This is a genomic window from Streptomyces sp. NPDC107765 (genome assembly GCF_055657085.1).
The window spans coordinates 576,827-601,021 of record NZ_JBVKBL010000003.1 but is presented as its reverse complement, the minus strand read 5'-3'; the positions used below and the strand labels follow the sequence as shown (position 1 = coordinate 601,021).

The following is a 24,195-nucleotide window of genomic DNA, read 5'->3' as shown; positions in this document are numbered from 1 at the left end:
CGCCCCCGGCCCGGGGCTAGGTGAGGTCGAACTCCCCGTCGCGGGCGTCGAGGACGAAGGCGCGCCACTCGGCGGGGCTGAAGATCAGCGCCGGGATCTCCGGGCTGCGGCGGTTGCGCATCGCGATGTAGCCCTCGACGAAGGCGATCTGGACGTCGCCCACGCCCTGGCTGCTGGACTGCCACTCGGCCTGGGTCAGGTCGAGATCGGGCCTGGGCCCGCTCGCGAGCCGCTGCTCGGTGATGCTGTCGGCCACGTCGCCGCTCCTCCCGGTTCGTCGTCCGCGGTCAGCCTAGCCACTGTGCCGGGGGACGGACAGAGGACGTGGCGGGGCGGGTCGGCGGAACCGTCAGGTGGCGGGCGGTTCGGTGCCGACCAGCCACATGGAGAAGAACTGGGAGCCGCCGCCGTAGGCGTGTCCCAGGGCCCTGCGCGCACCGTCGATCTGGTGCTCGCCGGCCCGGCCGCGCACCTGCAGCGCCGCCTCGGCGAAGCGGATCATGCCGGAGGCGCCGATGGGGTTGGTGGACAGGACGCCGCCGGAGGGGTTGACCGGGAGGTCGCCGTCGAGCTCGGTGACGCCGGACTCGGTGAGCTTCCAGCCCTCGCCCTCGTCGGCGAAGCCGAGGTTCTCCAGCCACATGGGTTCGTACCAACTGAAGGGGACGTACATCTCCACCGCGTCGATCTGCCGGCGCGGGTCGGTGATGCCGGCCTGCCGGTAGACGTCGGCGGCGCAGTCCTTGCCGGCCTGCGGGGAGACGAAGTCCTTGCCGGCGAAGAGGGTGGGTTCGCTGCGCATCGCCCCGCCGTGCATCCAGGCCGGCGGGTGCGGGGCGCGCGCGGCGCCGGCCCGGCCGGTGAGGATCATCGCGCAGGCGCCGTCGGAGGAGGGGCAGGTCTCGGAGTAGCGGATCGGGTCCCACAGCATGGGCGAGGCCTGGACCTTCTCCAGGGTGAGGTCGTGCTCGTGGAGGTGGGCGTAGGGGTTCTTCAGGGCGTTGCGGCGGTCCTTGTAGGCGACGAGCGAGCCGACGTGGTCCGGGGCGCCGGTGCGGCGCAGGTAGGCGCGGACGTGCGGGGCGAAGAAGCCGCCGGCGCCGGCGAGGAGCGGCTGCTGGAAGGGGACGGGGAGCGAGAGGCCCCACATCGCGTTGGACTCCGACTGCTTCTCGAACGCGAGGGTGAGGACCGTGCCGTGGACGCGGGCCGCGACGAGGTGGGCGGCGACGAGCGCGGTGGAGCCGCCGACCGAGCCGGCGGTGTGCACCCGCAGCATCGGCTTGCCGACGGCGCCGAGCGCGTCGGCGAGGTAGAGCTCGGGCATCATCACGCCCTCGAAGAAGTCGGGCGCCTTGCCGATGACGACCGCGTCGATGTCGGCCCACGTCAACGCGGCGTCGTCCAGGGCGCGTCGGGCGGCCTCGCGGACGAGGCCGGCGATCGACACGTCCCGCCGGGCGGCCACGTGCTTGGTCTGGCCGATGCCTACGACGGCCACGGGCTCCTTGCTCATCGGGGATCCCCTTCGAGGACGGCGACCAGGTTCTGTTGCAGACAGGGGCCGGACGTGGCGTGGGCGAGGGCGCGGTCGGACGCGCCGCGGTGGATGCGGGCGGCGGCCTCGCCGATGCGGAGGAGGCCGGCGGCCATGACCGGGTGGGCGGCCGGCGCCCCGCCGGACGGGTTGACGCACACGTCGTCGCCGAGCCGCAGGGCCTTGCGCAGGACGACCTCCTGTGGGGTGAAGGGTGCGTGCAACTCGGCGGTGTCGACGGGACGCTGGAAGGCGCCGGCCTTTTCGGCGGCCAGCCGGGTGGACGGTGAGTCGGTCAGGTCGCGGACGCCGAGGCCGTGTGCCTCGATGCGGTGGTCGATGCCGCGGATCCAGGCGGGCCGGGCGCACAGCTCCCTGGCCCGGTCCCCCGCGGCGAGGATCACGGCGGCGGCGCCGTCGCCGACGGGCGGGCAGTCGCCGGTGCGCAGCGGCCGTACGACGTAGTCGCCGTGCGGCACCGGACCGCGCAGCTGGGCATGGGGGTTGGCGGCGGCGTCCGCGCGGTTGCGGGCCCCGATCGCGGCGAGGGCGGGCTCGTCCGTCTCGCCGGCGTCGATGAGCGCCTGCGCCTGGAGCGCGGCGAGCGCCACGGAGTCCGGCCACAGGGGCGCGACGTAGTACGGGTCGAGCTGGCGGGTCAGCACGTCGCGCACGGAGCCGGGTGAGGACTTGCCGTACGCGTAGACGAGGGCGGTGTCGGCGTCGCCGGTGAGCAGCTTCGTCCACGCCTCGTACAGGGCCCAGGCGCCGTCCATCTCGACGTGCGACTCGGAGATCGGCGGCCAGGCGCCCACGCCGTCGAGGGCCATGGTGAAGGAGAAGGCGCGACCGGCGAGGTAGTCGGAGGAGCCGGAGCAGGTGAAGCCGATGTCGCTGGTCCGCAGGCCGGTGCGGTCGAGGACCTCGTGCAGCACCGGGAGGAGCATCTCCACCTCGGAGAGGTCGTCGCTGGTGCGCCGGTGGTCGGTCTGGGCGAAGGCGATGACCGCGATCTCACGCGTCACAACAGCTCCTTGTAGGTGTCGTACTCCGCGTCGGGCTCGCCGGTGGGGCGGTAGTGGTCGGGGTAGCGGCCGCCTTCCGTCCACACCGGTTCGACGCGCAGGCCCATCCGCACCTGGTCGTAGGGGATGCCGCCGATCCGGCCGTGCAGTGCGAGGCCGGCGCCGTCGAGGGCGATGTGGGCGTAGACGTAGGGGACCTCGATGTCCAGGTTCGCCGTGTGCGCGGCTTTGATGTTGACGATGCAGTAGGTGGTGACGGTGCCGCGCGGGCCCACCTCGACCTGTTCGGAGGTGGCGACGCCGCAGGTGGGGCAGGCACCCCTGGGCGGGACGTAGACCTTGCGGCAGGAGGGGCAGCGTTCGCCCACGGTCCGCCGCTCGGAGAGGGCGTGGAGGTAGCCGGACTGGGCGCGGCCGGGCGCGTAGACGTAGTCGAGGCGGGCGGGGGCGACGATGCCGGTGACGGGGTCGGCGAACCCGCCGGTGCGACCGGTGGTTCCGGCCGGGTCGCCGTCGTACGGCTCGAAGCAGGCGAGGTCGGTGATGGCGCCGGTGCGTTCCGCCGCCCAGCGGGCGCGGACCCGCATGCCGGTGTGCACCGCCTCGGGGCCGGGGGCGTCGAGGGCGTGCAGCAGGGCGGTGTCGGCGCCGTCGAGACGGACCAGGACCCAGGCGAACGGGGTGGCCAGGGGCTGGCCGCGGCGGGGCTCGGGGTTCCAGGCCCAGGTGGTGACGGTGCCGGTGGGGGCGACCTCGACCAGGTCGCGGATCTCGTCGGCGGTGACGGGGTCGTACTCGACGGGCGGGACGAGGACGCGGCCGTCGCGGGCCTTCACGCCGAGGACGACGCGTTCGCGCAGTCCGGTGAGGAAGGCGCTCTGGACGGGGCCGAGGGAGCGGGTGAAGGGGAATGCGACGACGAGCGGGGCTTTGAGGACTGCTGGCATCACTGGCTCCTCGGGGTCAGGCGCGCTTGTACACGGGCGGTCGCTTCTCCGCGAAGGCGCGGGCGCCCTCCTTGGCGTCGGCGGTGTCGAAGACCGGCCAGCCGCGGGTGAGTTCGGCGGCGAGTCCGTCGGTCTCGGTCATCTCGGCGGTCTCGTACACCGACGCCTTGACGGCCTCGACGGCGAGCGGGCCACAGGCGTTGATCCGCCCGGCGATCTCCAGGGCCTTGGCGAGCGCGGTGCCGTCGGGGACGACATGGCCGATCAGGCCGATGCCGGCGGCCTCGCGGGCGGTGTACGGGCGGCCGGTGAGCAGCATCTCCAGGGCGTGGGTGCGCGGGATCTGGCGCTGCAGGCGGACCGTCGATCCGCCGATGGGGAACAGTCCGCGCCTGACCTCGAAGAGCCCGAAGGTGGCGGACTCGCCCGCGACGCGGAGGTCGGTGCCCTGGAGGATCTCCGTGCCGCCCGCCACGCACGGGCCCTCGACGGCGGCGATCACCGGCTTGCGGGGGCGGTGGTGCCGCAGCATCGCCTTCCAGTGCAGGTCGGGGTCGGCGGTGAGCCGGTCGCGGTACTGCTGGCCGGCCATGCCCTTTCCGGCCAGGGCCTTGAGGTCCATCCCGGCGCAGAACGCGCCGCCGGCGCCGGTGAGCACGATCGAGCGGATCGCGTCGTCCTCGTCGGCCGCCACCCAGCCGTCGTACAGGCCGACGAGCATGGGGAGCGAGAGTGCGTTCTTGGCGTCGGGCCTGTTGAGCGTGAGCACCAGTGTGGCGCCTTCGCGCTGCACGGTGAGGTGTTCCGTCCCACCCATTGCGGTCTCCCGTCTGCAGGAACGAGAACAGGTTGCAGTAGCCGCACGGTGAGTTCAAGGCTTTTCTGACAGGTAGTCAGATTACTTGTGCCGGGCCCCTTCCCTGCTCCTGTCCGCGGCGCTCTAATGACCGCCGGGGTCCGGACCCGCGGGCCTCGCCCGCGCGCCGACGCCGCCCGGTCTGGAGGAGACGTGGAGTACAACCTTGCCGACCTCTTCGAGTCGATCGTGGACACCGTTCCCGATCGCGAGGCCCTGGTGTACCTCGACCACCCCGGGACCGGCGCGGAGCGGCGGCTGACGTACGCGGAGCTGGACCGCGCCGCCAACCGGCTGGCGCACCACCTCGCCGGCCGGGGCATCGGCCCCGGGGACCACGTCGGGCTGCACCTCTACAACGGCGTCCCCTACCTCCAGGCGGTGTACGCCTGCCTGAAGATCCGCGCCGTGCCGGTGAACGTCAACTACCGCTACGTCGAAGAGGAGTTGGTGTACCTCTACCGGGATGCGGACCTGGTGGGGCTGGTCTTCGACGCGGAGTTCACCGACCGGGTGGCCGCCGCGCTGCCGCGGGCGCCGCGCCTGCGGCACCTGGTCCGGGTCGGCACCCCGCCGGACGGCGCCCCCGAACCGGCCCTCGCGCCGGTCGCGCTCGCGGACGCCGAGGCGGCCGGCTCACCGGCCCGCGGCTTCGCGCCGCGCTCCGCCGACGACCAGATCGTCATCTACACCGGCGGCACCACCGGGATGCCCAAGGGTGTGATGTGGCGGCACGAGGACCTCTTCTTCTCCGGCATGGGCGGCGGGGCCCCGACCGGCGACCCGGTCACCCGGCCGCAGGAGCTGGCCGAACGGGTCGCGGCCGGCGGCGAGGGGATCGTCTTCTTCCCCACTCCCCCGCTGATGCACGGCACCTCGACCCTGACCGCGTTCATCGCCTTCCACTTCGGCCAGAAGGTCGTCCTGCACCGCAAGTACGTGCCCGAGGAGGTGCTGCGGACCGTCGAGCGGGAGCGGGTCACCAGTGTGTCGCTGGTGGGCGACGCGATGCTGCGCCCGCTCGTCGACGCGCTCGCCGGGCCGCTCAAGGGCACCGACTGCTCCTCGCTGTTCAGCGTCAGCAGCTCCGGCGCGATCCTCTCCGAGACCGTACGCGCCCAGTTCACCGCGCTGGTGCCGCACGCGATGCTGCTCAACAACTTCGGCTCCTCGGAGTCCGGCTTCAACGGCACCGCCACCGACGACTCGGGGCCCGCCAAGGGGTTCCGGCTGCGGGTCAACTCCCGTACGGCCGTGGTCGATCCGGCGACGCACGAGCCGGTGCCGGCCGGCGAGGTGGGGCGGCTGGCGCAGTGCGGCCACGTCCCGCTGGGCTACTACAACGACCCGGCGAAGACCGCCGAGACCTTCTTCGAGGCGCGGGGTGACCGGTGGGTGCTGCTGGGCGACATGGCCACCGTCGACGAGGAGGGCATCGTCACCGTCCTCGGACGGGGCTCGCAGTGCATCAACTCCGGTGGTGAGAAGGTCTATCCGGAGGAGGTCGAGCAGGCGCTGAAGGCCCATCCGGACGTCTACGACGCGCTGGTGGCGGGCGTCCCGGACGAACGGTGGGGCAACCGGGTCTCGGCGGTGGTGCAACTCCGTGACGGCAGCGGCCCGTTGGACCTGGCCGCCCTCCAGGCCCACTGCCGCACCCGGCTGGCCGGCTACAAGGTCCCGCGCGCGGTCGTCTTCACCGACCGCATCCAGCGCTCCCCGAGCGGCAAGGCCGACTACCGCTGGGCGAAGGCGGTGGCGGCGGGCGAACGGAGGGCGTGAGGGCCCGGGCGGCGCGCCGCCCGGACCGCCGCGGTCATCGGCCCGGGCCGCGGCCGTCGGCCGGGGGGCCGCCGTTCAGCCGGCCGCCCCGCACACCGACGAGAGCGAGCGGGCCAGGGCCACGGTGTGCAGCGGGTCCAGGTGGCGTGCGTGGCGTACCCCGGCGCCGGCCAGGGTCAGCAGCGGGTGGCAGGACGGTGCCGAGCGGGCCGGCGCGGAGGCGGCGATGGCGCGCACCAGTTCCGTGTTGATGCGGTTGATCTCCTTGCGGACCTCGCCCAGGTCCGGGCGCTCGGCCGGAGCCTTTGAGGGATCGGCGTCCCAGCGGCGGTGCAGGCCGCGCTGCACGATCTTGTTGGCCTCGATCTGGTCCCGGAAGATCCGCACCGTCGCGGCCGGGTCGGCGCCGAACTGCCGGGCCTGCTCGGCCACCGCGTCCAGCACCTGCTGCTCGCGGGCCGGATCGTCGATCGGGCTGCCGGTGCCCCACTTCGCCGCGGCCACCAGGTCGCCGGTGGCCAGCCGCTCCGCGGACAGCGCGGCGAGCGGCCGCAGGGCGGCGTACGGGGAGTGCGCCCGGACGGCGGCCGGGGCCGCGGCTGAGGGGGCGGCGGCTGCGGGGGCGGCGGGCGCGGCGACCGCGGCACCGGCGCCGGTGAACATCAGGGTCGCGGCGGCGCCGGCGATCAGCGCGCGACGCGCCGAGAGGGTCAGCTGCACGGTCGGCCTTTCTCGAACCTCCGGGCGGCCGGGGGGAGTTCCCCCGGCGGGCCGTACGCGGGGAGGCGTACGGCCGCGAGCCTAAGGGACGTGCGCGCCCGCCGGCCCCGGGTCGGCGCGGCCGGCTACCGCGGGGCCGGCAGGAACGAGGTGACCGCGGCGAGGAATTCGCCCGGCCGCTCCTCGTGGACGAGATGGCCGGCGCCCTCGACGGTCACCAGGCGGGCGTCGGGGATCAGGTCGGCCATCCGCGCGAGGTGTTCCTGCGGGAGGTGGCTGGTGGGGCCGCCGGCGATGACGAGGGTGGGGGCGGTGATCCGCGGCAGGCACTCCCACCACTGCGGGTCGGGCGCGTTGCGTTCGGCGACCACCGCCGTCTTGGCGCGCCAGTCGAACGCCGGCGTACCGGCCGGCTGCTCCGGTGCCTCCTGCGGCGGGTCGGCGGGGAGCGGCGGGGTGGCCTCCTCCAGGACCAGCCGGTCCACCAGCTCGGGCCGGTCGGCGGCCACCAGCAGGGCGGTCAGCGCACCGACCGAGTGGCCGACGAGGGTCACCCGCTTCAGCCCGAGGGCCTGGAGGAAGCCGATCGCATCGTCGCGCCAGCGGGCGAAGCCGTACTCCCCCGGCCAGTCGCTGTGCCCGTGGCCGCGCTGGTCGAGGGCGAAGACCCGGTGGGTGCCGGCGAGCCGGCCGACCACGCCGCGCCAGTCCTCGCCGTCCTCACCGAGGCAGTGCAGCAGCACCACCGGGGGCGCGTCCTCCTCCCCCCACACCCGGTACGCCAGCCGAACGTCACCTACCTGCACTTTCCGGACGTCAGTCATGCGCGGGACGCTACCCGGGGACGGGCTGCGGCACGCCCCTTGACGTGTTCGCCGCGCGCTGATTACTTGGATCACCATGCAGCTACCGAATGATCGGTAGGGAGACGAGGCGGTGACACTCCATGCCGGAAGCGACCACGGGCAGGGTGCCGGACAGCGCGGCGCGCGACGACGCGGAACGGCTCTCGCCACACGCCCTGCGGGACCTCCAGCTGACCCGGCTGCGCGCCTCGTTGCGCCACGCCTATGACCACGTGCCCTTCTACCGCGCGGCGTTCGACCGGGCAGGGGTGCGCCCCGAGGACTGCCGGACGCTCGGTGACCTGGCCCGTTTCCCGTTCACGGTCAAGGACGACCTGCGTGCGCAGTACCCCTTCGGGATGTTCGCGGTCCCCAAGGAGGAGGTGCGGCGGATCCACGCCTCCAGCGGCACCACCGGCCGCCCGACCGTGGTCGGCTACACCGAACGCGACCTCGCCCACTGGTCGGACGTGGTCGCCCGCTCGATCCGCGCGGCCGGCGGCCGGCCCGGCCACACGATCCACATCGCCTACGGCTACGGGCTGTTCACCGGCGGGCTGGGCGCGCACTACGGCGCGGAGCGGCTGGGCTGCACGGTCGTCCCGGCGTCCGGCGGGATGACCGGCCGGCAGGTGCAGATCATCCAGGACTTCCGGCCCGAGATCATCATGGTCACGCCGTCCTACATGCTCACCCTGCTGGACGAGTTCGAGCGGCGGGGCATCGATCCGCGGTCGACCTCGCTGAAGGTCGGCATCTTCGGTGCCGAGCCCTGGACCGAGCAGATGCGCCGCGAGATCGAGGAGCGGTTCGCGATCGACGCCGTGGACATCTACGGGCTGTCGGAGGTGATGGGCCCGGGGGTCGCCCAGGAGTGCGTGGAGACCAAGGACGGGCTGCACATCTGGGAGGACCACTTCTACCCGGAGGTGGTCGACCCGGTCACCGGTGAGGTGCTGCCGGACGGTGAGCACGGCGAGCTGGTCTTCACCTCGCTCACCAAGGAGGCGATGCCGGTCGTCCGCTACCGCACCCGCGATCTGACCCGGCTGCTGCCGGGCACCGCCCGGCCGGCCTTCCGCCGGATGGAGAAGATCACCGGGCGCTGCGACGACATGATCATCCTGCGCGGGGTCAACCTCTTCCCGGCGCAGATCGAGGAGATCGTGCTGCGCACACCCGGTGTCGCCCCGCACTTCCAGCTCAGGCTCACCCGCGAGGGCCGGATGGACCATCTGACCGTGCGCGCCGAGGCCCGCCCCGATGCCGGCCCCGAGGCGCGTACGGCAGCCGTGGGGCTGATCGCCCACGGGGTCAAGGAGGGCATCGGGGTCTCGGTCGCCGTGGAGATCGTCGATCCGGAGACGCTGGAGCGCTCGGTCGGCAAGATCAAGCGGATCGTGGACGCCCGGCCGCGGGACCCCGCCTGACCGCTCAGGTCATCTCCGGGTCCCCCTTGATCAGGGCGAACGGGGCGCCGAACGGATCCGTCACCATCGCCAGCCGGCCGACGCCGGGGGCGGTGGTCGGCGGGATGAGGACCGTGGCGCCGTGGTCGAGGGCGGCGGCGTAGGTCGCGTCGCAGTCGGTCACGCCGAAGTACGGGTGCCACTCCGAGGCCGAGCCGGCCGCCAGATTCTCCTCCGCCAGCTGCATCACGCCGCCCTGGCCGGTGTCCTCGCCCTGGCCGCCGCCCGGCGAGGAGACGATCGAGTAGAACCGGTCGCCGCCCATCGGCATGTCCTGGAAGCTCCAGGAGAACACCGAGCGGTAGAAGCCCTTCGCCATGGCCACGTCGGTGGTGTACAGCTCCGTCCAGCACAGGGTGTTCGGCTCCATGACCCGCTCCAGGCCCTGGACGTCGCCGGGCTGCCAGACCGCGAAATCGGCGCCGGTGGGGTCGGTGTAGGCGGCCAGCCGGCCGGCCGTGAAGACGTCCATCGGCGGGATCCGCACCGCGCCGCCGGCCTGCTCCACCGCCTTGGTCGTGGCGTCCGCGTCGGCGGTGTGGAAGTACGCCGTCCACGCGGGGCTCGCGCCCTCCTCGGTGAGCGGGCCGACGGCGCCGACGGTCTTCCCGTCGAGCTGGAAGAAGCCGTAGCCGCCGGCCTCCGGGCCGGCGGACGCGAAGCTCCAGCCGAACACGGCGGAGTAGAAGGCGACGGCGGCATCGACATCGGGCGTGCCCAGGTCGAGCCAGTTGGGGGTGCCGGGGACGTAACGGGTGGTCAGCATGGTGTCCTCCGTCGTACGGAACGAGACGTGCAGGGCCGTCGGCCGGCGGTGCTCCGGCCACGCGTTTTCAGCATGGCAGGGGGCACTGACAGTCGCCCTCCGCACGCGTCGCGCGCGCCGCCCGGTGCGCCGCGCACCGCACGGCTCAGGACGCCGCGAACCGTTCCCGCAGCTCCCGCTTGAGGACCTTGCCGCTGGCGTTGCGCGGCAGCGCGTCCACGAACAGCACCCGTTTGGGGGCCTTGAACGGCGCGAGCCGGGCCCGGGCCGCCTCGATCAGCTCCTGTTCCCCTACCGGTCCCCCCTCCGGCCGCCGCACGACCACGGCGGTGACCGCCTCGATCCACCGCTCGTCCGGCAGCCCGATGACCGCGACCTCGGCCACCTGGGGGTGGGCGTAGAGCGCGTCCTCCACCTGGCGCGAGGCGACCAGTACGCCACCGGAGTTGATGACGTCCTTGACCCGGTCCACCACGGTGAAGTAGCCCTCGGTGTCCCGGACGGCCAGGTCCCCGGAGTGGAACCAGCCGTCGCGGAACGCCTCGGCGGTCTCCTCGGGCTTGCCCCAGTAGCCGGAGCACAGCTGCGGGGAGCGGTAGACGACCTCGCCCGGGGTGCCGTCGGGCACCTCCCGGCCCGACTCGTCGACCACCCGCGCCTCCACGAAGAGCACCGGGCGCCCGCAGGAGTCCATCCGCCCCTCGTGCTCGTCCGGTCCCAGGACGGTGGCCAGCGGGCCGATCTCGCTCTGCCCGAAGCAGTTGTAGAAGGCCAGCCCGGGCAGCCGGGCGCGGAGCCGTTCCAGGACCGGCACCGGCATGATCGAGGCGCCGTAGTACGCCTTGCGCAGCGCGCTCAGGTCGCGGTCGGCGAAGCCGGGGTGCTGCGACAGGCCGATCCACACCGTGGGCGGTGCGAACAGGCTGTCCGCCCGGCCGGCCGCGACCAGGTCCAGGATCCGCTCCGGGTCGGGCGCGTCGAGGATCGTGTTCTCCGCACCGACCGCCAGGTACGGCAGCAGGAAGACGTGCATCTGCGCGGAGTGGTACAGCGGCAGGGAATGGACCGGGCGGTCGGTCTCCGCGAGGTCCAGGGCGGTGATCGCGCTGACGTACTCGTGCACCAGGGCGTGGTGGGTCATCATCGCGCCCTTGGGCAGTGCGGTGGTGCCGGAGGTGTACAGCAGCTGGACCAGGTCGCCCGCGTCCGGCGCCGCGGGGTCCGGGTCCGCGGGCGCGGTGCGCAGCCGGACCAGCAATGAGTCGTCGGTGTCGCGCAGCGGCAGCACCCGCGCGGAGTCCGGCAGCCGCCCGGCGAGCTGCGGATCGGCGAGGACGAGGGAGCTGCCGGACTGCTCGACGAGGTAGCGCAGCTCGTCGCCGGTGAGGTGGTGGTTCATGGGTACGTGGATCAGCCCGGCGCGGGCGCAGCCGAGGAAGCCGATGAGGTAGGCGTCGGAGTTGTGGCCGTAGGAGCCGACCCGGTCGCCGGGGCGCAGTCCGGCCCCGCGGAGCACCGCGGCCGCGGCCGTCACGGCCTCGTCGAGCTCCCGGTAGGTCCACGTCCGGTCGCCGTACCGGACCGCGGTGCGGTGCGGCACCCGCCGGGCGCTCCGCCGCAGGATCCCGTCCACCGTGCTGCTGCGCACATCAGTCATGGCGGGATCCTGCGGGCGGCCCGTGGCGAGGTCAAGTACCGCTACACGGCGCGCTCGCGGCCCTCCCAGTAGGGGTCGCGGAGCCTGCGCTTGTACAGCTTGCCGTTGGGGTCGCGCGGCATGACGGCGATGAAGTCGACCGACCTGGGCCGTTTGTAGCCGGCGAGTCGGCGCTCGCAGTGCGCCAGGATGTCGGCGGCCAGTCCGGGCCCGGGCGCATGGCCCTCGGCGGGCTCGACGACGGCCTTGACCTCCTCACCCCAGTCGTCGTGCGGGATGCCGAAGGCCGCGGCGTCGGCGACGGCGGGGTGGCCGAGGAGGGCGGATTCGATCTCGGCGGGGTAGATGTTCACCCCGCCCGAGATGATCATGTCGATCTTGCGGTCGCGGAGGAAGAGGTAGCCGTCCTCGTCGAGGTACCCGAGGTCGCCGACGGTGAAGAAGTCCCCGATCCGGTTCTTGCGGGTCTTGCCCTCGTCCTTGTGGTAGCGGAAGCCGCCGGTGGTCATCTTCATGTAGACGGTGCCGAGTTCGCCGGGCGGCAGGCGATTGCCGTCGTCGTCGAAGATGGCCAGTTCGCTGATCGGCCAGGCCCGGCCGACCGTTCCCGGTTTCTTCAGCCAGTCCTCGGCGGTCGCGAAGGCGCCGCCGCCCTCGCTCGCCGCGTAGTACTCCTCGACGCAGCCGCCCCACCAGTCGATCATGGCGCGTTTGACGTGGTCGGGGCAGGGTGCGGCGCCGTGGATGGCGTGCCGCAGCGAGCTGACGTCGTAGGCCGCCCGGGTCGCCTCGGGGAGCGCGAGCAGGCGGTGGAACTGGGTGGGCACCATGTGGGTGTGGGTGCAGCGGTGCCGGTCGATCAGGGCCAGCATGCCCTGGGGGGTCCACCTGTCCATCAGGACGACGCGGTGGCCGAGATGCAGCGAGGCGCCGGCGAACTGCAGGACGGCCGTGTGGTAAAGCGGCGAGCAGACCAGGTGGACGTTGCCGTCGAACGGCCTGATGCCGAAGATGCCGAGGAAGCCGCCGAGATGGGCCTGCTCGGGCGGGGTGCCGGGCAGCGGGCGGCGGATGCCGCGCGGCCGTCCGGTGGTCCCGGAGGTGTAGTTCATCACCCAGCCCAGCGTCCGGCCGTCGGGCGCCGAGTCGGGCCGGTCGTCGAGGAGTTCGCGGTACGGCCGGAAGCCGTCCGCCGTGCCGACCAGATAGCGCCGGGCGGCCGGCAGCTCCGCCTCGTCCGCGGCCTGCCGGGCCGCGTCGGCGAACCGCTCGTGCGCGATCACCACCTTCGCCCCGGAGTCGGCGACGATCCAGGCGATCTCCGGGCCGACCAGGTGGTGGTTGACCGGGACGAGGTAGAAGCCGGCCTGGGACGCCGCGAGGTAGGCGGTGAAGAACTCCACGCCGTTGGGGAGGACCACGGCGAAGGCGTCGCCGCGTTCCAGGCCGGCCGCGCGCAGCCCGTGGACCAGCCGGTTGCTCGCGGCGTGCAGCCGGCCCGCGGTCCACTCCGCGCCGTCCGGGGCGATCAGCACGGTACGGTCCGGGTCGGCGGCGGCCTGGGCCCAGAAGCCGTTGGGCGGTGGGGAGTTGGTCATTCCGCTGTCCTCCTCGGGTTCATGCGCGTCCGGCGATGCGGTTGATGCGGTCGATGGCCCGCTCGAAGCCGCGGGTCAGGTCGTCGAAGACGGCCTGGACGCTGCGTTCGCTGGTCATCCGGCCGACGATCTGGCCTACCGGGGTGCCCAGCAGCGGCTCGACCTCGTGCCGCTGGATGCGCGAGTTCGCCTCGGCGACCAGCAGTCCTTGCAGCGGCATCGGCAGTGGGCCGGGCCCGGCCGGGTCGTCCCAGGCGTCGGTCCACTCGGTGCGCAGCTGGCGGGCGGGTTTGCCGGTCAGGGCGCGGGAGCGGACGGTGTCGCCGGGGCCGGCGGCGAGCAGTTTGGCGGTCAGCCGCCGGGAGTGCAGTTCGGCCTCGCGGGTGGTCAGCCAGATCGAGCCGAGCCAGACGCCCTGGGCGCCCAGGGCGAGTCCGGCGGCGATCTGCTCGCCGGTGCCGATCCCGCCGGCCGCGAGCACCGGCAGCGGGTCGACTGCGGCGACCACCTCGGGGGTGAGGACCATGGTGGCGATCTCGCCGGTGTGTCCGCCGGCCTCGTAGCCCTGGGCGACGACGATGTCGATGCCGGCGGCCTTGTGGTGCCGGGCGTGCCGGGGGCTGCCGGCCAGTGCGGCGACCAGGACGCCGTGCTCGTGGGCGCGTCGGACGACGTCCGGGGGCGGGGGGCCGAGGGCGTTGGCGAGCAGGGTGATGGGGTAGTCGAAGGCCACGTCGAGCTGGGTGCGGGCGACCTGTTCCATCCAGCCGGTGATCCGCCAGCCGGACGCCTCGCCCTCGGCGAGCGGCGGTACGCCGTAGGTGTCGAGGAGGTGGTCGACGAACCGGCGGTGCCCGTCCGGGATCATCGCTTCGACGTCGGCCTCGCTGACGCCCGCCACCTTCTTGGCGGGCATCACCACGTCGAGCCCGTACGGCAGCCCGTCGGTGTGCTCCTGCATCCAGTCGAGGTCGCGGGCGAGGGCGTCCGGCGCGGTGTAGCGGACCGCGCCGAGCACCCCGAACCCGCCGGCCCGGGTGATCGCCGCGGCGACCGCGGGGAAGGGGGTGAACCCGAAGACGGCGTGCTCCGCGCCCAGCCTGTTGCTCAGCTCCGTCTGCATGCGCGCAGGATGCCGCAGGGCGCCGCACGAGGGAAGAGATTTTCTGATGCAGCGTCAGAAAACCGTCACGGTCCCGGCCGGCCCGGGACCGTGCGCGCCTCCCGGGCCGTCACGCCCTGCTGGAGGACCGTTCCTCCAGCACCGCCATCGCGGCGTTGTGGCCGGGGATGCCGCTCACCCCGCCGCCCCGCACCGCGCCGGCGCCGCACAGGAGGACGGCGTCGTGGCCGGTGGCCACTCCCCAGCGCGCCGCCGCGCCGGCCGGAGCCTCTGCCTCCGGATCGGCGTACGGGAACGCCAGCTCGCGGTGGAAGATGTTGCCGCCCGGCAGGCCGAGTTCGCGGTCCAGGTCGAGCGGGGACCTGGCCTCCACGCAGGGGCGGCCGTCGGCGTCCCGGGCGAGGCAGTCGGTGAGGGGCTCGGCGAGGTGTGTGTCCAGTTCGGCGAGGGTGGCCGCCAGGAGGCGGTCGCGGGTGGCGGCGTGGTCGGCGGTGTCGTCGGCGAACAGCCGCGCGGGGGTGTGCAGGCCGAAGAGGGTGAGCGTCTGGTAGCCGCGGCGGACCAGGTCGGCGCCGAGGATGGAGGGGTCGGTCAGCGAGTGGCAGTAGATCTCGGCGGGCGGGGCGGCGGGCAGGTCGCCGGCGGCGGCCTGCCGGTAGGCCCGTTCCAGCTGGTCGTAGCCCTCGGCGATGTGGAAGGTGCCGGAGAACGCCTCCCGCGGGTCCACCCCGGTGTCGCGGAGCCGGGGGAGCCGGGTGAGCAGCATGTTCACCTTGAGCTGGGCGCCCTCGGCGGGCGGTGGCGGCGCCTCGCCGAGGAGGCGGGCGAGTTCCCGCGGTGAGGCGCCCACCAGGACCCGGCGGGCGCCGATCGTGCCCTGCTCGCAGGTGACCTCGGCGGTGCGGCCGTCGGTGGCCAGCGCGGTCACCGGGCAGCTGGTGACGATCTCCGCGCCGGCCCGGCGGGCGGCGTCGGCCAGGGCGTCGGTGAGGGCGCCCATCCCGCCCAGCGGCACGTCCCAGTCGCCGGTGCCGCCGCCGATGACGTGGTAGAGGAAGCAGCGGTTCTGGCGCAGTGACGGGTCGTGGGCGGTGGCGAAGGTGCCGATGAGGGCGTCGGTGAGGACCACCCCGCGGACCAGGTCGTCGCTGAAGGTCTTCTCGACCAGCTCGCCCAGGGGCCGCTCGAAGACGGCGCGCCAGGTGGCGTCGTCGTCGACCCGGGCGCGCAGCGCGGCGCGGGTGGGCAGCGGCTCGGTGAGGGTGGGGAAGACCCGCTCGGCGAGCCGGCGGGTGGTGCCGTAGAAGCGCTCCCAGGCGGCGAACTCCCGGTCGGAACCGGTGAGTTCGGCGAAGGAGCGGCGGGTGCGGGCCTCGCCGCCGCCGACCAGGAGTCCGGTGGGGCGGCCGTGGCGCACGGTGGGGGTGTAGGAGGACACGGTGCGTTTGCGGACCGCGAAGCGCAGCCCGAGGTCCCGCACGATCTTCGGCGGCAGCAGGCTGACGAGGTAGGAGTAGCGGGACAGCCGGGCGTCGACACCGGCGAAGGCCCGGGTCGACACGGCGGCACCACCGGTGTGGTCCAGCCGCTCCAGCACCAGCACGCTCAGACCGGCGCGTGCGAGATAGGCGGCGGCCACCAGTCCGTTGTGCCCGCCACCGACGATGACCGCGTCGTACGAAGTCCGTTCCGGCATGCCCCTTGGTAGCACGCGGTGATCGCGGAGGCCAGGTGCACGCGGCTGAAACCTCCACTCCGGGCGGTGCGGCTTCTTGACCGGGTCCGGGGCTGCTCCTAGCGTCCGGCCGTGCTCCGCCTCGGCACCGCCCCGGCTGTCCCCCCGTCAGGCTGTCCCGCACACCCGTGAGGTGACCCCGTGTCCCGTCCTTCGGCACCCCGCATCGGCCGCACCGTCGCCGGACTCACCGCCGTCGCCGCCTGCTCGGCCGGGCTGCTGGCCTCCCCGGCGCCCGCCGCCGCCACCCCCGGCCCGGGCCGCGCGCCCGGCCCGGCGCCCGCCGCCGGCCCGTACCCGAACCTGGCCCCCACTCCCCCGATGGGCTGGAACAACTGGTCGTACTACACCTGCCACGTCGACGAGAAGGTGGTGCTCGACAACGCGCGGGCACTGGTCCGTTCGGGCCTGGCGCGCAGGGGCTACCGGACCGTCACGGTCGACGACTGCTGGATGGCCAAGCAGCGCGGCCCCAAGGGCGAGCTGCTGCCCGACCCGGTGAAGTTCCCGCACGGCATGGCCTACCTGGGGCAGCAACTGCACGCCATGGGGCTGAAGTTCGGGATCTACGAGGACGTCGGCACGCTCACCTGTGAGAAGTACCCGGGCAGTCTCGGCCACTTCGCCGAGGACGCGAAGCTGTTCGCGAGCTGGCAGGTGGACTACGTCAAGGCGGACGGCTGCAACGTGCCCACCACGCCGGGACACAGCAAGGAGGAGACCTACCGGGACCTGTACGGCCGGATGAGCCGCGCGCTGCGGGACAGCGGCCGGCCGATCACCTTCTCGGTGTCCGCGCCGGCCTACTTCCAGTTCGACGGCGACGGCGTCTGGCACCGGGTCATCGGCTGGTCGTCCGAACTGGGGAACCTGTGGCGGGGCGGCCGGGACGTGGCGCTGCAGCAGAGCACCCCGGCCGCCAAGTGGTCCTCCATCGTCTACAACTTCCACTACAACGCGAACCTCGCCGATCTGCAGCGCCCCGGGCGCTGGAACGACCCGGACTTCCTGCTCGCCGGGGACTCGGGGCTCAGCCCGGACGAGATGCAGAGCCAGATGTCGCTGTGGGCGATGATGGCGGCGCCGCTGATCTCCAGTACGGACCTCGGCAAGCTCTCCCCACAGGCCCGCGCGGTGCTGGGGAACGCGCACGTCATCGCCGTCGACCAGGATCCGCTGGGCGTCCAGGGGCGCATCGTCGCGCAGGACGAGAACTCGGCCGTCCTGGCCAAGCCGCTGAAGAACGGCGACCGGGCGGTGGCGCTGTTCAACTCCGGTGACGCGCCGCGCACGCTGTCGGTCACCGCCGGCGCGGCCGGTCTGCCGGAGGCGTCCTCGTACCGGCTGCACGATCTGGTCACCGGTCACCGCAGGCACAGCGACGGGGACATCGTGGCGAGCGACGTGCCGGCGCACGGCACGGTGCTGTACCGGGTGACGCCGGCCGACTGAGCGTCCCGCTACCGCCGGTGCGTCGCGCGCTCCCGGCGGAGGGCGGCGATCCGGCGGTGCAGGGCTGCCGCCTCGTCCTGGCGGCCGAGTTGTTCCAGGCACTGGGCGAGGTCGCTCTGGCTGGCCAGGGTGTCGGGGTGGGTGGCGCCCAGTGCCCGGGTGCGGGCGTCAGCGACCCGGCGGTAGCGGTCCAGCGCGTCGTCCCAGCGGCCCAGCCAGCCGAGGGCCACGGCGGTCTCCCGGAGGCTGACCAGTGTGTCGGGGTGGTCGGGGCCGAGCACCCGCTCGCGGGCCGCGGCCACCTGCCTGGCCTCGGCGAGCGCCTCCGGCCAGCGGCCCAGCCGCCCGAGGTTGACGCCGAGGCCGTGCCGGGCGCGCAGGGTGTCCGGGTCGTCGCCGCCCTGGGTGCGGGTGCGGGCGGCGACCAGGTCGTGGTAGAGCATCAGCGCCTCGGCGCTGCGGCCGAGCCGGCCGAGGCCGATGCCGACCTCGGCGCGGGCGTCGAGGGTGTCGGGGTGGTCGGGGCCGAGCGCGGCCGTACGGGCCGCCGTCACCTCCTGGTAGATGCCGAGCGCCTCGGCCCACCGGCCCAGCCGGCCGAGGACGTGGCCGAGTTCGTAGCGGGTGGTGAGGGTGTCGGGGTGCTGGGCCCCGAGGACCCGGGCGCGGGCCGCGGCCACGTCCCACGTCATGGCCCGGCAGTCCTCCAGCCGGCCCAGCCGGCCGAGGTTGCGGGCGAGGTGGTGACGGCAGTCGAGGGTGTCGGGGTGGTCGGGTCCCAGGGTGCGTTCCTGGGCGGCCAGCACCTCGGCGTAGATCTGGTGGGCCTCGAAGTACCGGCCGTCCTCGCCCAGGGCCCGGCCGGCGGCCAGACGGGCGGCGAGGGCGGTGCGGCGGTCGTCCGGAGGTGCGGGGCTGGCGATCCCGGCGGCCACGGCGGCGTCACCGGACCGGGGGTCGCCGCCGGTCCAGGCGTCGGTGAGGGCCGTGCCGGCGCGGCTCGGTACGGAGCGGGGCGGACGGTGGGCGGGGCCGGCCGGTGAACCGGGGGTGATGCCCTCCATCCAGTCCGTCAGGACCGGGACGGTCTCGCCGTCCTGGCGCGCGTCGGCGAGGCGTTTGGCCAGGTCGTCGGCGTCGCGGGGCCGATCGTCGGGGTCCTTGGCGAGCAGCTGGAGCATGATCCGCTCGTAGGCCACGGGCAGGTCGGGACGGAGGGAGCGCGGCGGGGTCGGCGCGGTGTCCCGGTGCCCGACGAGCACCGCCCAGGCGTCACCGAGGTCGAACGGCGGGACGCCGGTGGCGAGTTCGTACAGCACGCAGCCGAGGGAGTACAGATCGCTGCGGTGGTCGACGGGATGGGCGCCGATCTGCTCGGGCGACATGTAGTGCGGGCTGCCCATCGCGACGCCGGTGCCGGTGAGCCGGGCGGTGAAACCGATGTCGTGGCCCAGCCGGGCGATGCCGAAGTCACAGATCTTGACCGTGCCGTCGGCGGTGCGGACGATGTTCGCCGGCTTCAGGTCGCGGTGCACCACGGCCTGCCCGTGGGTGTAGGCCAAGGCGGCGGTGACCTGCTCGGCGATGTCGATGACGTCGGGGACGGGCAGCGGCTGGCGCCGGTTGTCGTCGAGCAGCTGGCTGAGGTTGCGGCCGGTCAGCAGCTCCATGACGAGGAAGAGGGTGCCCTGGTCCTCGCCGAAGTCGTGGACGACGGTGATGCCGCGGTGCTGGAGGGCGGCCGCGACCCGGGCCTCGCGGCGGAAGCGCTCGCGCAGGACGTCGAGGAACTCCCGCTCGTGCCGGGGCCCCAGCGGCTTGAGGCACTTGACGGCGATCTGCCGGCCCAGTGCTTCGTCGCGGGCCCGCCAGACCTCGCCCATGCCGCCGCGCCCGATCGTGCCGAGCAGCCGGTACCGTCCCTGGATCAGCCGGTTCTCCGCCATCGTCTGTCGCCGCCCCCGTCCCCGCCCTCACGACCAGCCGCGTCGCTCCCCCTGCCCGTCCAGTATGGCGGCGGCGCGGCGGAGCTTGTAGGCCGACGGGCGGGTGCCGGGCCCGAGTCGTTCGACGGCACGCAGGATGTGCCGGGGCGGCAGCTGCCAGCGGACGGCGGGCGGAATGGCGCGAAGCAGGCGGCCGGTGGCGCGCAGACGGCGGGTGACGGTGGCCGGTGGCGGCGCCGGGCGCCCGTAGAGCCGGTGGGCGTACGCCGGGAGGGCGCCGTAGGCGAGCCGGGCGATCCACGGCCAGAGCACCGCGCGGGCCGGGACGAACGCGGCGGGCACCGGCGGACGGCGGAGGAACGCGTCCACCTCCCGGGCCTCGGGGGTCGCCGCGAGCCGGGGCCGTACCGTTGCGAAGTACGCGGCGAGCGCGGCGCGGTCGCCGGGGACCCGCGCCGGCTCCAGCCCGACGAGCCGGCCGCTCTCCCGTTGTTCGCGCAGGTAGGTGTCGGCCTGGGCGCCGGTGAGCGGACAGCCGGAGCGGCGCAGCACCTGGAGGTAGGAGTCGACCTCGGCGCAGTGCACCCACAGCAGCAACTCCGGCTCGTCGATGCGGTACCGCTCGCCGGTGGCCGGGTCGGTGGCGGTCAGCCTCCGGTGCAGTCCGCGGACCGCGGCACCGGCGCGTTCGGCGGCGTCGGTGGTGCCGTACGTCGTCGTGCCGACGAAGTTCGCGGTCCGCATGAGCCGGCCCCAGGCGTCGCGCCGGAAGTCCGAGTTCTGCAGGACGCCGCGCACCGCGCGGGGGTACAGCGCCTGCAGGTAGAGCGCGCGGATCCCGGCGATCCACATCAACGGGTCACCGTGCATCTGCCAGGTCACCGACGAGGGCCCGAAGAGTCCGGGGTCAGCTGCTCCCACCACACCTCCCGCGCCCGGCGCGGCCCCCGAGGTGCCCGTCACCCGGCTCGGGCCGTCGGCCGCGCCCCTCCATTTGCTCATACCGCACCCGCCGGGAGAAAGCCCTGCGTGGCGAGGCCGAACGGTTCTGCATATCCTTGAAAGGTATGGGTGTCCGCCGGTTCTCCTGCGCGGTCCGGCCGCGGCGGACACTCGCGGCTGTGCCGCTCGCGGGTTCCGCCCCTGGCGCGCAGGGTGACCCGTCGACATTCGACGGAGGTCGGTGCCATGGACCTCAACACCATCACCGAAGTCGTCCGGCGGCCGTCCGACCGGCCGGGCGCGGACTGGCGCGAGGGCGACGCCTGGCTCGCCGGCGGCACGTGGTTGTTCTCCGTGGAGCAGCCGGGCCTGCGTCGCCTGATCGATCTGACGGCGTTGCGCTGGGAGCCCCTCGTCGCGGGCGAAGCGGGCCTCGACATCGGTGCCACGTGCACCATCCGCGAGCTGTACGCCTTTGCGCCGCCGGGTAATTGGTCTGCGGGCAGCCTCATCGCGAAGAGCTGCGAGGCGTTCCTCTCCTCGTTCAAGGTCTGGAACACGGCGACGGTCGGCGGCAACATCTGCATGTCGCTGCCCGCCGGCCCGATGATCACGCTGACGGTCGCCCTGGAGGCGCGGTACGAACTGTGGGCCCCTGACGGGTCCGCGCGGGCCGTCGACGCCCTCGACTTCGTCACCGGCGACCATCGCAACGTCCTCGCCCCCGGCGAAATCCTGCGGCGCATCACCGTCCCGGCGCACGCCCTGCACAAACGCGCCGCATACCGCCGCTTCACGCTGACCCGTCTCGGCCGTTCAACGGTGTTTCTGATCGGTACGCGGACGCCGGGCACGAGCGACCTGCTGCTCACCGTCACGGCCGGCACCACCCGGCCGGTGCGCCTCGCTTTCGACACGATGCCCGATGCCCGGACGCTGCAGCAGAGCATCGACGTCATTCCCGCCGACGTCTGGTTCGCCGATCCGAACGGGACCCCCGACCACCGCCGCCATCTGACGCGGCACTTCGCCGAGGAAATCCGCCGTGAACTCATGGCGGGGGGCCCGGCATGACGTACACCGTGAACGGCAGGCGCTTCGCCGATGAACCGGGCCCCGGCCAGTGCCTGCGCACGTTCCTCCGCTCGCTCGGCCACCACGGCGTCAAAAAGGGCTGTGACGCGGGCGATTGCGGTGCGTGCACGGTGTGGCTGGACGGCGATCCGGTACACAGCTGCATCACCCCGGCCTTCCGCGCGGACGGTCATGAGGTGACGACGATCGAGGGGCTCGGATCGCCCGGCAACCTGCATCCGATGCAGCGGCAGTTCCGCGATGCCCCCGGCTTCCAGTGCGGTTTCTGCACCGCGGGGATGATCATGACGTCGGCGACGTTCACCGAGGCCCAGAAGGCGGACCTGCCGAGGGCGTTGAAGGGCAACCTCTGCCGCTGCACCGGATACCGGGGCATCGAGGACGCCGTGCAAGGCGTCACCGGAGTGGAGGCGGCCGCGCCGGGAAAGGCCGTCGGGACGAGCGTCGGAGCGCCGGCAGGCGAAGAAGTGGTGACCGGGCGCGCCGAGTTCACGATGGACACCCACCTCGACGGCATGCTGCACCTCAAGGTGGTGCACTCGCCCCACGCGCACGCCCGGATCGTGTCGGTCGACAAGACCGCCGCACTCGCCGTCCCCGGTGTGCACCGGGTCTACACCTGGGAGGACGTGCCGAACAGACGCTTCACCACGGCGATCCACACCGACCATCTCGTCGATCCCGACGACACCCGGATCCTCGACGACACGGTCCGCTTCGTCGGCCAGCGCGTCGTCGCGGTGCTGGCCGACACGGCCGCGGCGGCCGAAGAGGGCTGCCGGAAGGTCGTCGTCGAATACGAGCAACTGCCGGCGGTGTTCGACCCGGAAGAGGCCATGGCCGAGGGGGCGCCCCCACTGCACGGCTCGCACGACCCCTTCGTCCGCGACCCCGCCCACAACATCCTTCTCGAGCTGCACGGCCACATCGGCGATGTCGACGCCGGGTTCGCCGAGGCCGACGTGATCCACGAAGGCACGTACTTCTCACCGCGCGTGCAGCACGCGCATCTGGAGACCCACGGTTCGATCGCCTGGATGGCCGACGGCCGTCTGAACGTCCGCACCAGTTCGCAGTCGCCGTCGATCGCGAAGGTCAAACTGGGGTACCTGTTCGCGCTGCGCCCGGACCAGCTCAGGGTGTTCTGCACCCGCGTCGGCGGCGGCTTCGGCGGCAAACAGGAAGTGATCTCGGAGGATCTGGTCGCGCTCGCCACCCTGGACACCGGGCGCCCGGTCTGCTTCGAATTCACCCGCGAGGAGGAGTTCACCACGGCGTCCCCGCGGCATCCGATGTCGCTGACGGTCAAACTCGGCGCGAAGGCGGACGGAACGCTCACCGCGATCCAGGTCCGCAATGTGTCCAACACGGGTGCCTACGGCAACCACGGCGGCGAAACGCTCTACGCGGGCGGCGCCGCCGTCATGATCTACCGCTGCCCCAACAAGAAGTACGACGCCTACTCCGTCTACACGAACACCGTCCCGAGCGGGGCACTGCGGGGCTACGGGATGACGCAGCCGGCGTACGCGGTGGAATCCGCGATGGACGAGCTGGCCCGCGCCGTGCACCTCGATCCGCTCGCACTGCGGCGCCGCAACATCGTGCGCCCCGGTGATCCGCTCATCGCGATGAGTGAGGGCCCGGACGACGTGTCGTTCAGCGAGGACGGCCTCGCGAGGTGCCTCGACCTGGTGGGCGAGGCCCTGGCCCGGACGGCCGACGAGCCCTCCCCCGGCCCCGGGTGGCTGGTCGGGACCGGCGTCGCGAGTTCCCTGCACGAGACCGCGCCGCCGACGGAGCACGTCTCCGAAGCGTGGGTCACGCTGGGCGACGACCTCGTGTACGAACTCGCCGTCGGCACCGTCGAATTCGGCGAGGGCACGTCGACCGCGCACGTCCAGATCGCGGCCAACCAGCTGGGCACGACACCGTCGCGGATCCGCCTGGTGCAGTCCGACACCGACCGCACCGGATTCGACACCGGCGCCTTCGCGAGTGCGGGGCTCTTCGTGGCGGGCAACGCGGTCCTGCGGGCGGCCAATGCCGTGCGCGACCGCATCCTGGAATTCGCCGCCGCCCACACGGGCGTCCATGTCGTGATGTGCTCGTTGCACGACGAGGGGGTCGTCTGCGGCGAACGGCGCCTGTCGCTGGCCGAACTCGTCGCCCTGGCCCGGGCGCGCGGCATCCGGTTCACCGCCGCCCGCAAGGCCTACGGATCGCCCCGGAGCGTCACCTCCAATACGCAGGGGTTCCGCATCGCCGTCCATCGGGTGACGGGCGAGATCCGGATCCTGCACAGCGTCCAGGCGACCGACGCCGCCGTGGTCATCAATCCCGGACAGGTCCGCGGGCAGGTGGAGGGCGGCGTCGCCCAGGGAATCGGCTTCGCGCTGACCGAGAATCACCACGTCGACGCGAACGGCGTCATGGTCAATCCGAATTTCCGCAACTACCGCATCCCCACCTACGCCGATGTCCCCCGCACGGAGGTGCTGCTGGTGGAGTCGTCGGATTCCGTGGGGCCCCTGCGGTCGAAGGGGATGGCGGAATGCTGTATCAACCCGGTGGCCCCGGCCTTGGCGAACGCACTGCACGACGCCACGGGCGTCCGTTTCCGTGCGCTGCCGCTGACTCCGGAACGCATCTACCGCCGGCTCAACGAGAGCCGGTCGGTGCCGGCGGCGTGAGCACACG

The 24,195-nt window shown here is 73.2% G+C and carries 19 protein-coding genes; 5 read left to right on the top strand and 14 right to left on the bottom strand.

What is annotated here, in order from left to right; genetic code table 11:
• Positions 1-16: 16 nt before the first annotated feature.
• The 5 genes from ACZ7MX_RS11365 to ACZ7MX_RS11345 form a co-directional block, all read right to left on the bottom strand.
• Positions 17-256 (bottom strand): DUF397 domain-containing protein, encoded by a 240-nt coding sequence (locus ACZ7MX_RS11365; protein ID WP_467569303.1) that lies wholly within the window; start codon positions 254-256, stop codon positions 17-19.
• Between the two features lie 93 nt (positions 257-349).
• Positions 350-1,516 carry a thiolase domain-containing protein gene (locus tag ACZ7MX_RS11360; RefSeq protein WP_472131309.1) on the bottom strand — a complete coding sequence of 389 codons (1,167 nt, stop codon included), beginning with the start codon at positions 1,514-1,516 and terminating at the stop codon, positions 350-352.
• A complete protein-coding gene (locus ACZ7MX_RS11355; protein WP_472131308.1) occupies positions 1,513-2,562 on the bottom strand; it encodes a thiolase domain-containing protein in 1,050 nt (349 codons plus the stop codon). Before ACZ7MX_RS11355 ends, ACZ7MX_RS11360 begins: the two co-directional genes overlap by 4 nt.
• Positions 2,559-3,509 (bottom strand): Zn-ribbon domain-containing OB-fold protein, encoded by a 951-nt coding sequence (locus ACZ7MX_RS11350; RefSeq protein ID WP_472131307.1) that lies wholly within the window; start codon positions 3,507-3,509, stop codon positions 2,559-2,561. The genes ACZ7MX_RS11355 and ACZ7MX_RS11350 overlap by 4 nt, the downstream gene beginning before the upstream one ends.
• 16 nt (positions 3,510-3,525) lie before the next feature.
• On the bottom strand, positions 3,526-4,326 hold the full coding sequence (locus ACZ7MX_RS11345; RefSeq protein WP_472131306.1) for a crotonase/enoyl-CoA hydratase family protein: 801 nt from the start codon (positions 4,324-4,326) through the stop codon (positions 3,526-3,528).
• A gap of 192 nt (positions 4,327-4,518) precedes the next feature.
• Here ACZ7MX_RS11345 and ACZ7MX_RS11340 point away from each other — a divergent pair, with 192 nt between their 5' ends.
• On the top strand, positions 4,519-6,147 hold the full coding sequence (locus ACZ7MX_RS11340; RefSeq protein WP_472131305.1) for an acyl-CoA synthetase: 1,629 nt from the start codon (positions 4,519-4,521) through the stop codon (positions 6,145-6,147).
• A 75-nt stretch (positions 6,148-6,222) separates the two neighbouring features.
• Here the strand turns inward: ACZ7MX_RS11340 and ACZ7MX_RS11335 are convergent, their stop codons facing one another.
• Together ACZ7MX_RS11335 and ACZ7MX_RS11330 are read right to left on the bottom strand one after the other, a co-directional pair.
• A complete protein-coding gene (locus ACZ7MX_RS11335) occupies positions 6,223-6,867 on the bottom strand; it encodes a chorismate mutase (RefSeq protein WP_472131304.1) in 645 nt (214 codons plus the stop codon).
• 125 nt (positions 6,868-6,992) lie between these two features.
• On the bottom strand, positions 6,993-7,691 hold the full coding sequence (locus ACZ7MX_RS11330) for an alpha/beta fold hydrolase (RefSeq protein ID WP_472131303.1): 699 nt from the start codon (positions 7,689-7,691) through the stop codon (positions 6,993-6,995).
• A 122-nt stretch (positions 7,692-7,813) separates the two neighbouring features.
• Between ACZ7MX_RS11330 and paaK the strand changes: the two genes are divergently transcribed.
• Entirely contained in the window at positions 7,814-9,142 is a 1,329-nt protein-coding gene (gene paaK / locus ACZ7MX_RS11325; protein WP_472131302.1) for a phenylacetate--CoA ligase PaaK, read from the top strand.
• A 4-nt stretch (positions 9,143-9,146) separates the two neighbouring features.
• On the opposite strand, the gene ACZ7MX_RS11320 is transcribed toward paaK, so the two are convergent.
• The 5 genes from ACZ7MX_RS11320 to ACZ7MX_RS11300 form a co-directional block, all read right to left on the bottom strand.
• On the bottom strand, positions 9,147-9,947 hold the full coding sequence (locus tag ACZ7MX_RS11320) for a VOC family protein (protein ID WP_472131301.1): 801 nt from the start codon (positions 9,945-9,947) through the stop codon (positions 9,147-9,149).
• Positions 9,948-10,092: 145 nt separating this feature from the next.
• Positions 10,093-11,604: an acyl-CoA synthetase gene (locus ACZ7MX_RS11315; protein ID WP_472131300.1), complete on the bottom strand. Its 1,512-nt coding sequence runs from the start codon at positions 11,602-11,604 to the stop codon at positions 10,093-10,095.
• 41 nt (positions 11,605-11,645) lie between these two features.
• The gene (locus ACZ7MX_RS11310; protein ID WP_472131299.1) at positions 11,646-13,202 is read right to left on the bottom strand and encodes an acyl-CoA synthetase; all 1,557 of its coding nucleotides are present in this window, start codon (positions 13,200-13,202) and stop codon (positions 11,646-11,648) included.
• 19 nt (positions 13,203-13,221) lie between these two features.
• The gene (locus ACZ7MX_RS11305; protein ID WP_472131298.1) at positions 13,222-14,325 is read right to left on the bottom strand and encodes an NAD(P)H-dependent flavin oxidoreductase; all 1,104 of its coding nucleotides are present in this window, start codon (positions 14,323-14,325) and stop codon (positions 13,222-13,224) included.
• Positions 14,326-14,434: 109 nt separating this feature from the next.
• On the bottom strand, positions 14,435-16,021 hold the full coding sequence (locus tag ACZ7MX_RS11300; RefSeq protein ID WP_472131297.1) for a phytoene desaturase family protein: 1,587 nt from the start codon (positions 16,019-16,021) through the stop codon (positions 14,435-14,437).
• A gap of 180 nt (positions 16,022-16,201) precedes the next feature.
• On the opposite strand from ACZ7MX_RS11300, the gene ACZ7MX_RS11295 reads away from it, so the two are divergent.
• Positions 16,202-17,512, top strand: a complete 1,311-nt coding sequence (locus ACZ7MX_RS11295; protein WP_472131296.1) for a glycoside hydrolase family 27 protein — start codon at positions 16,202-16,204, stop codon at positions 17,510-17,512.
• Positions 17,513-17,520: 8 nt separating this feature from the next.
• Here ACZ7MX_RS11295 and ACZ7MX_RS11290 read toward each other — a convergent pair whose 3' ends face one another.
• Positions 17,521-19,458: a serine/threonine-protein kinase gene (locus ACZ7MX_RS11290; protein ID WP_472131295.1), complete on the bottom strand. Its 1,938-nt coding sequence runs from the start codon at positions 19,456-19,458 to the stop codon at positions 17,521-17,523.
• A gap of 27 nt (positions 19,459-19,485) precedes the next feature.
• The gene (locus ACZ7MX_RS11285; RefSeq protein WP_472131381.1) at positions 19,486-20,328 is read right to left on the bottom strand and encodes an oxygenase MpaB family protein; all 843 of its coding nucleotides are present in this window, start codon (positions 20,326-20,328) and stop codon (positions 19,486-19,488) included.
• 318 nt (positions 20,329-20,646) lie between these two features.
• On the opposite strand from ACZ7MX_RS11285, the gene ACZ7MX_RS11280 reads away from it, so the two are divergent.
• Positions 20,647-21,474, top strand: a complete 828-nt coding sequence (locus ACZ7MX_RS11280; protein WP_472131294.1) for an FAD binding domain-containing protein — start codon at positions 20,647-20,649, stop codon at positions 21,472-21,474.
• Positions 21,471-24,188: a molybdopterin-dependent oxidoreductase gene (locus ACZ7MX_RS11275; protein WP_472131293.1), complete on the top strand. Its 2,718-nt coding sequence runs from the start codon at positions 21,471-21,473 to the stop codon at positions 24,186-24,188. The genes ACZ7MX_RS11280 and ACZ7MX_RS11275 overlap by 4 nt, the downstream gene beginning before the upstream one ends.
• Positions 24,189-24,195: the final 7 nt, after the last annotated feature.

Coding starts and splice junctions, on each gene's coding strand:
- ACZ7MX_RS11360 (WP_472131309.1), bottom strand. CDS start 1,516: ATGAGCAAGGAGCCCGTGGCCGTCGTAGGCATCGGCCAGACCAAGCAC.
- ACZ7MX_RS11350 (WP_472131307.1), bottom strand. CDS start 3,509: ATGCCAGCAGTCCTCAAAGCCCCGCTCGTCGTCGCATTCCCCTTCACC.
- ACZ7MX_RS11345 (WP_472131306.1), bottom strand. CDS start 4,326: ATGGGTGGGACGGAACACCTCACCGTGCAGCGCGAAGGCGCCACACTG.
- ACZ7MX_RS11330 (WP_472131303.1), bottom strand. CDS start 7,691: ATGACTGACGTCCGGAAAGTGCAGGTAGGTGACGTTCGGCTGGCGTAC.
- paaK (WP_472131302.1), top strand. CDS start 7,814: ATGCCGGAAGCGACCACGGGCAGGGTGCCGGACAGCGCGGCGCGCGAC.
- ACZ7MX_RS11320 (WP_472131301.1), bottom strand. CDS start 9,947: ATGCTGACCACCCGTTACGTCCCCGGCACCCCCAACTGGCTCGACCTG.
- ACZ7MX_RS11315 (WP_472131300.1), bottom strand. CDS start 11,604: ATGACTGATGTGCGCAGCAGCACGGTGGACGGGATCCTGCGGCGGAGC.
- ACZ7MX_RS11310 (WP_472131299.1), bottom strand. CDS start 13,202: ATGACCAACTCCCCACCGCCCAACGGCTTCTGGGCCCAGGCCGCCGCC.
- ACZ7MX_RS11305 (WP_472131298.1), bottom strand. CDS start 14,325: ATGCAGACGGAGCTGAGCAACAGGCTGGGCGCGGAGCACGCCGTCTTC.
- ACZ7MX_RS11300 (WP_472131297.1), bottom strand. CDS start 16,021: ATGCCGGAACGGACTTCGTACGACGCGGTCATCGTCGGTGGCGGGCAC.
- ACZ7MX_RS11290 (WP_472131295.1), bottom strand. CDS start 19,458: ATGGCGGAGAACCGGCTGATCCAGGGACGGTACCGGCTGCTCGGCACG.
- ACZ7MX_RS11285 (WP_472131381.1), bottom strand. CDS start 20,328: ATGCACGGTGACCCGTTGATGTGGATCGCCGGGATCCGCGCGCTCTAC.
- ACZ7MX_RS11280 (WP_472131294.1), top strand. CDS start 20,647: ATGGACCTCAACACCATCACCGAAGTCGTCCGGCGGCCGTCCGACCGG.
- ACZ7MX_RS11275 (WP_472131293.1), top strand. CDS start 21,471: ATGACGTACACCGTGAACGGCAGGCGCTTCGCCGATGAACCGGGCCCC.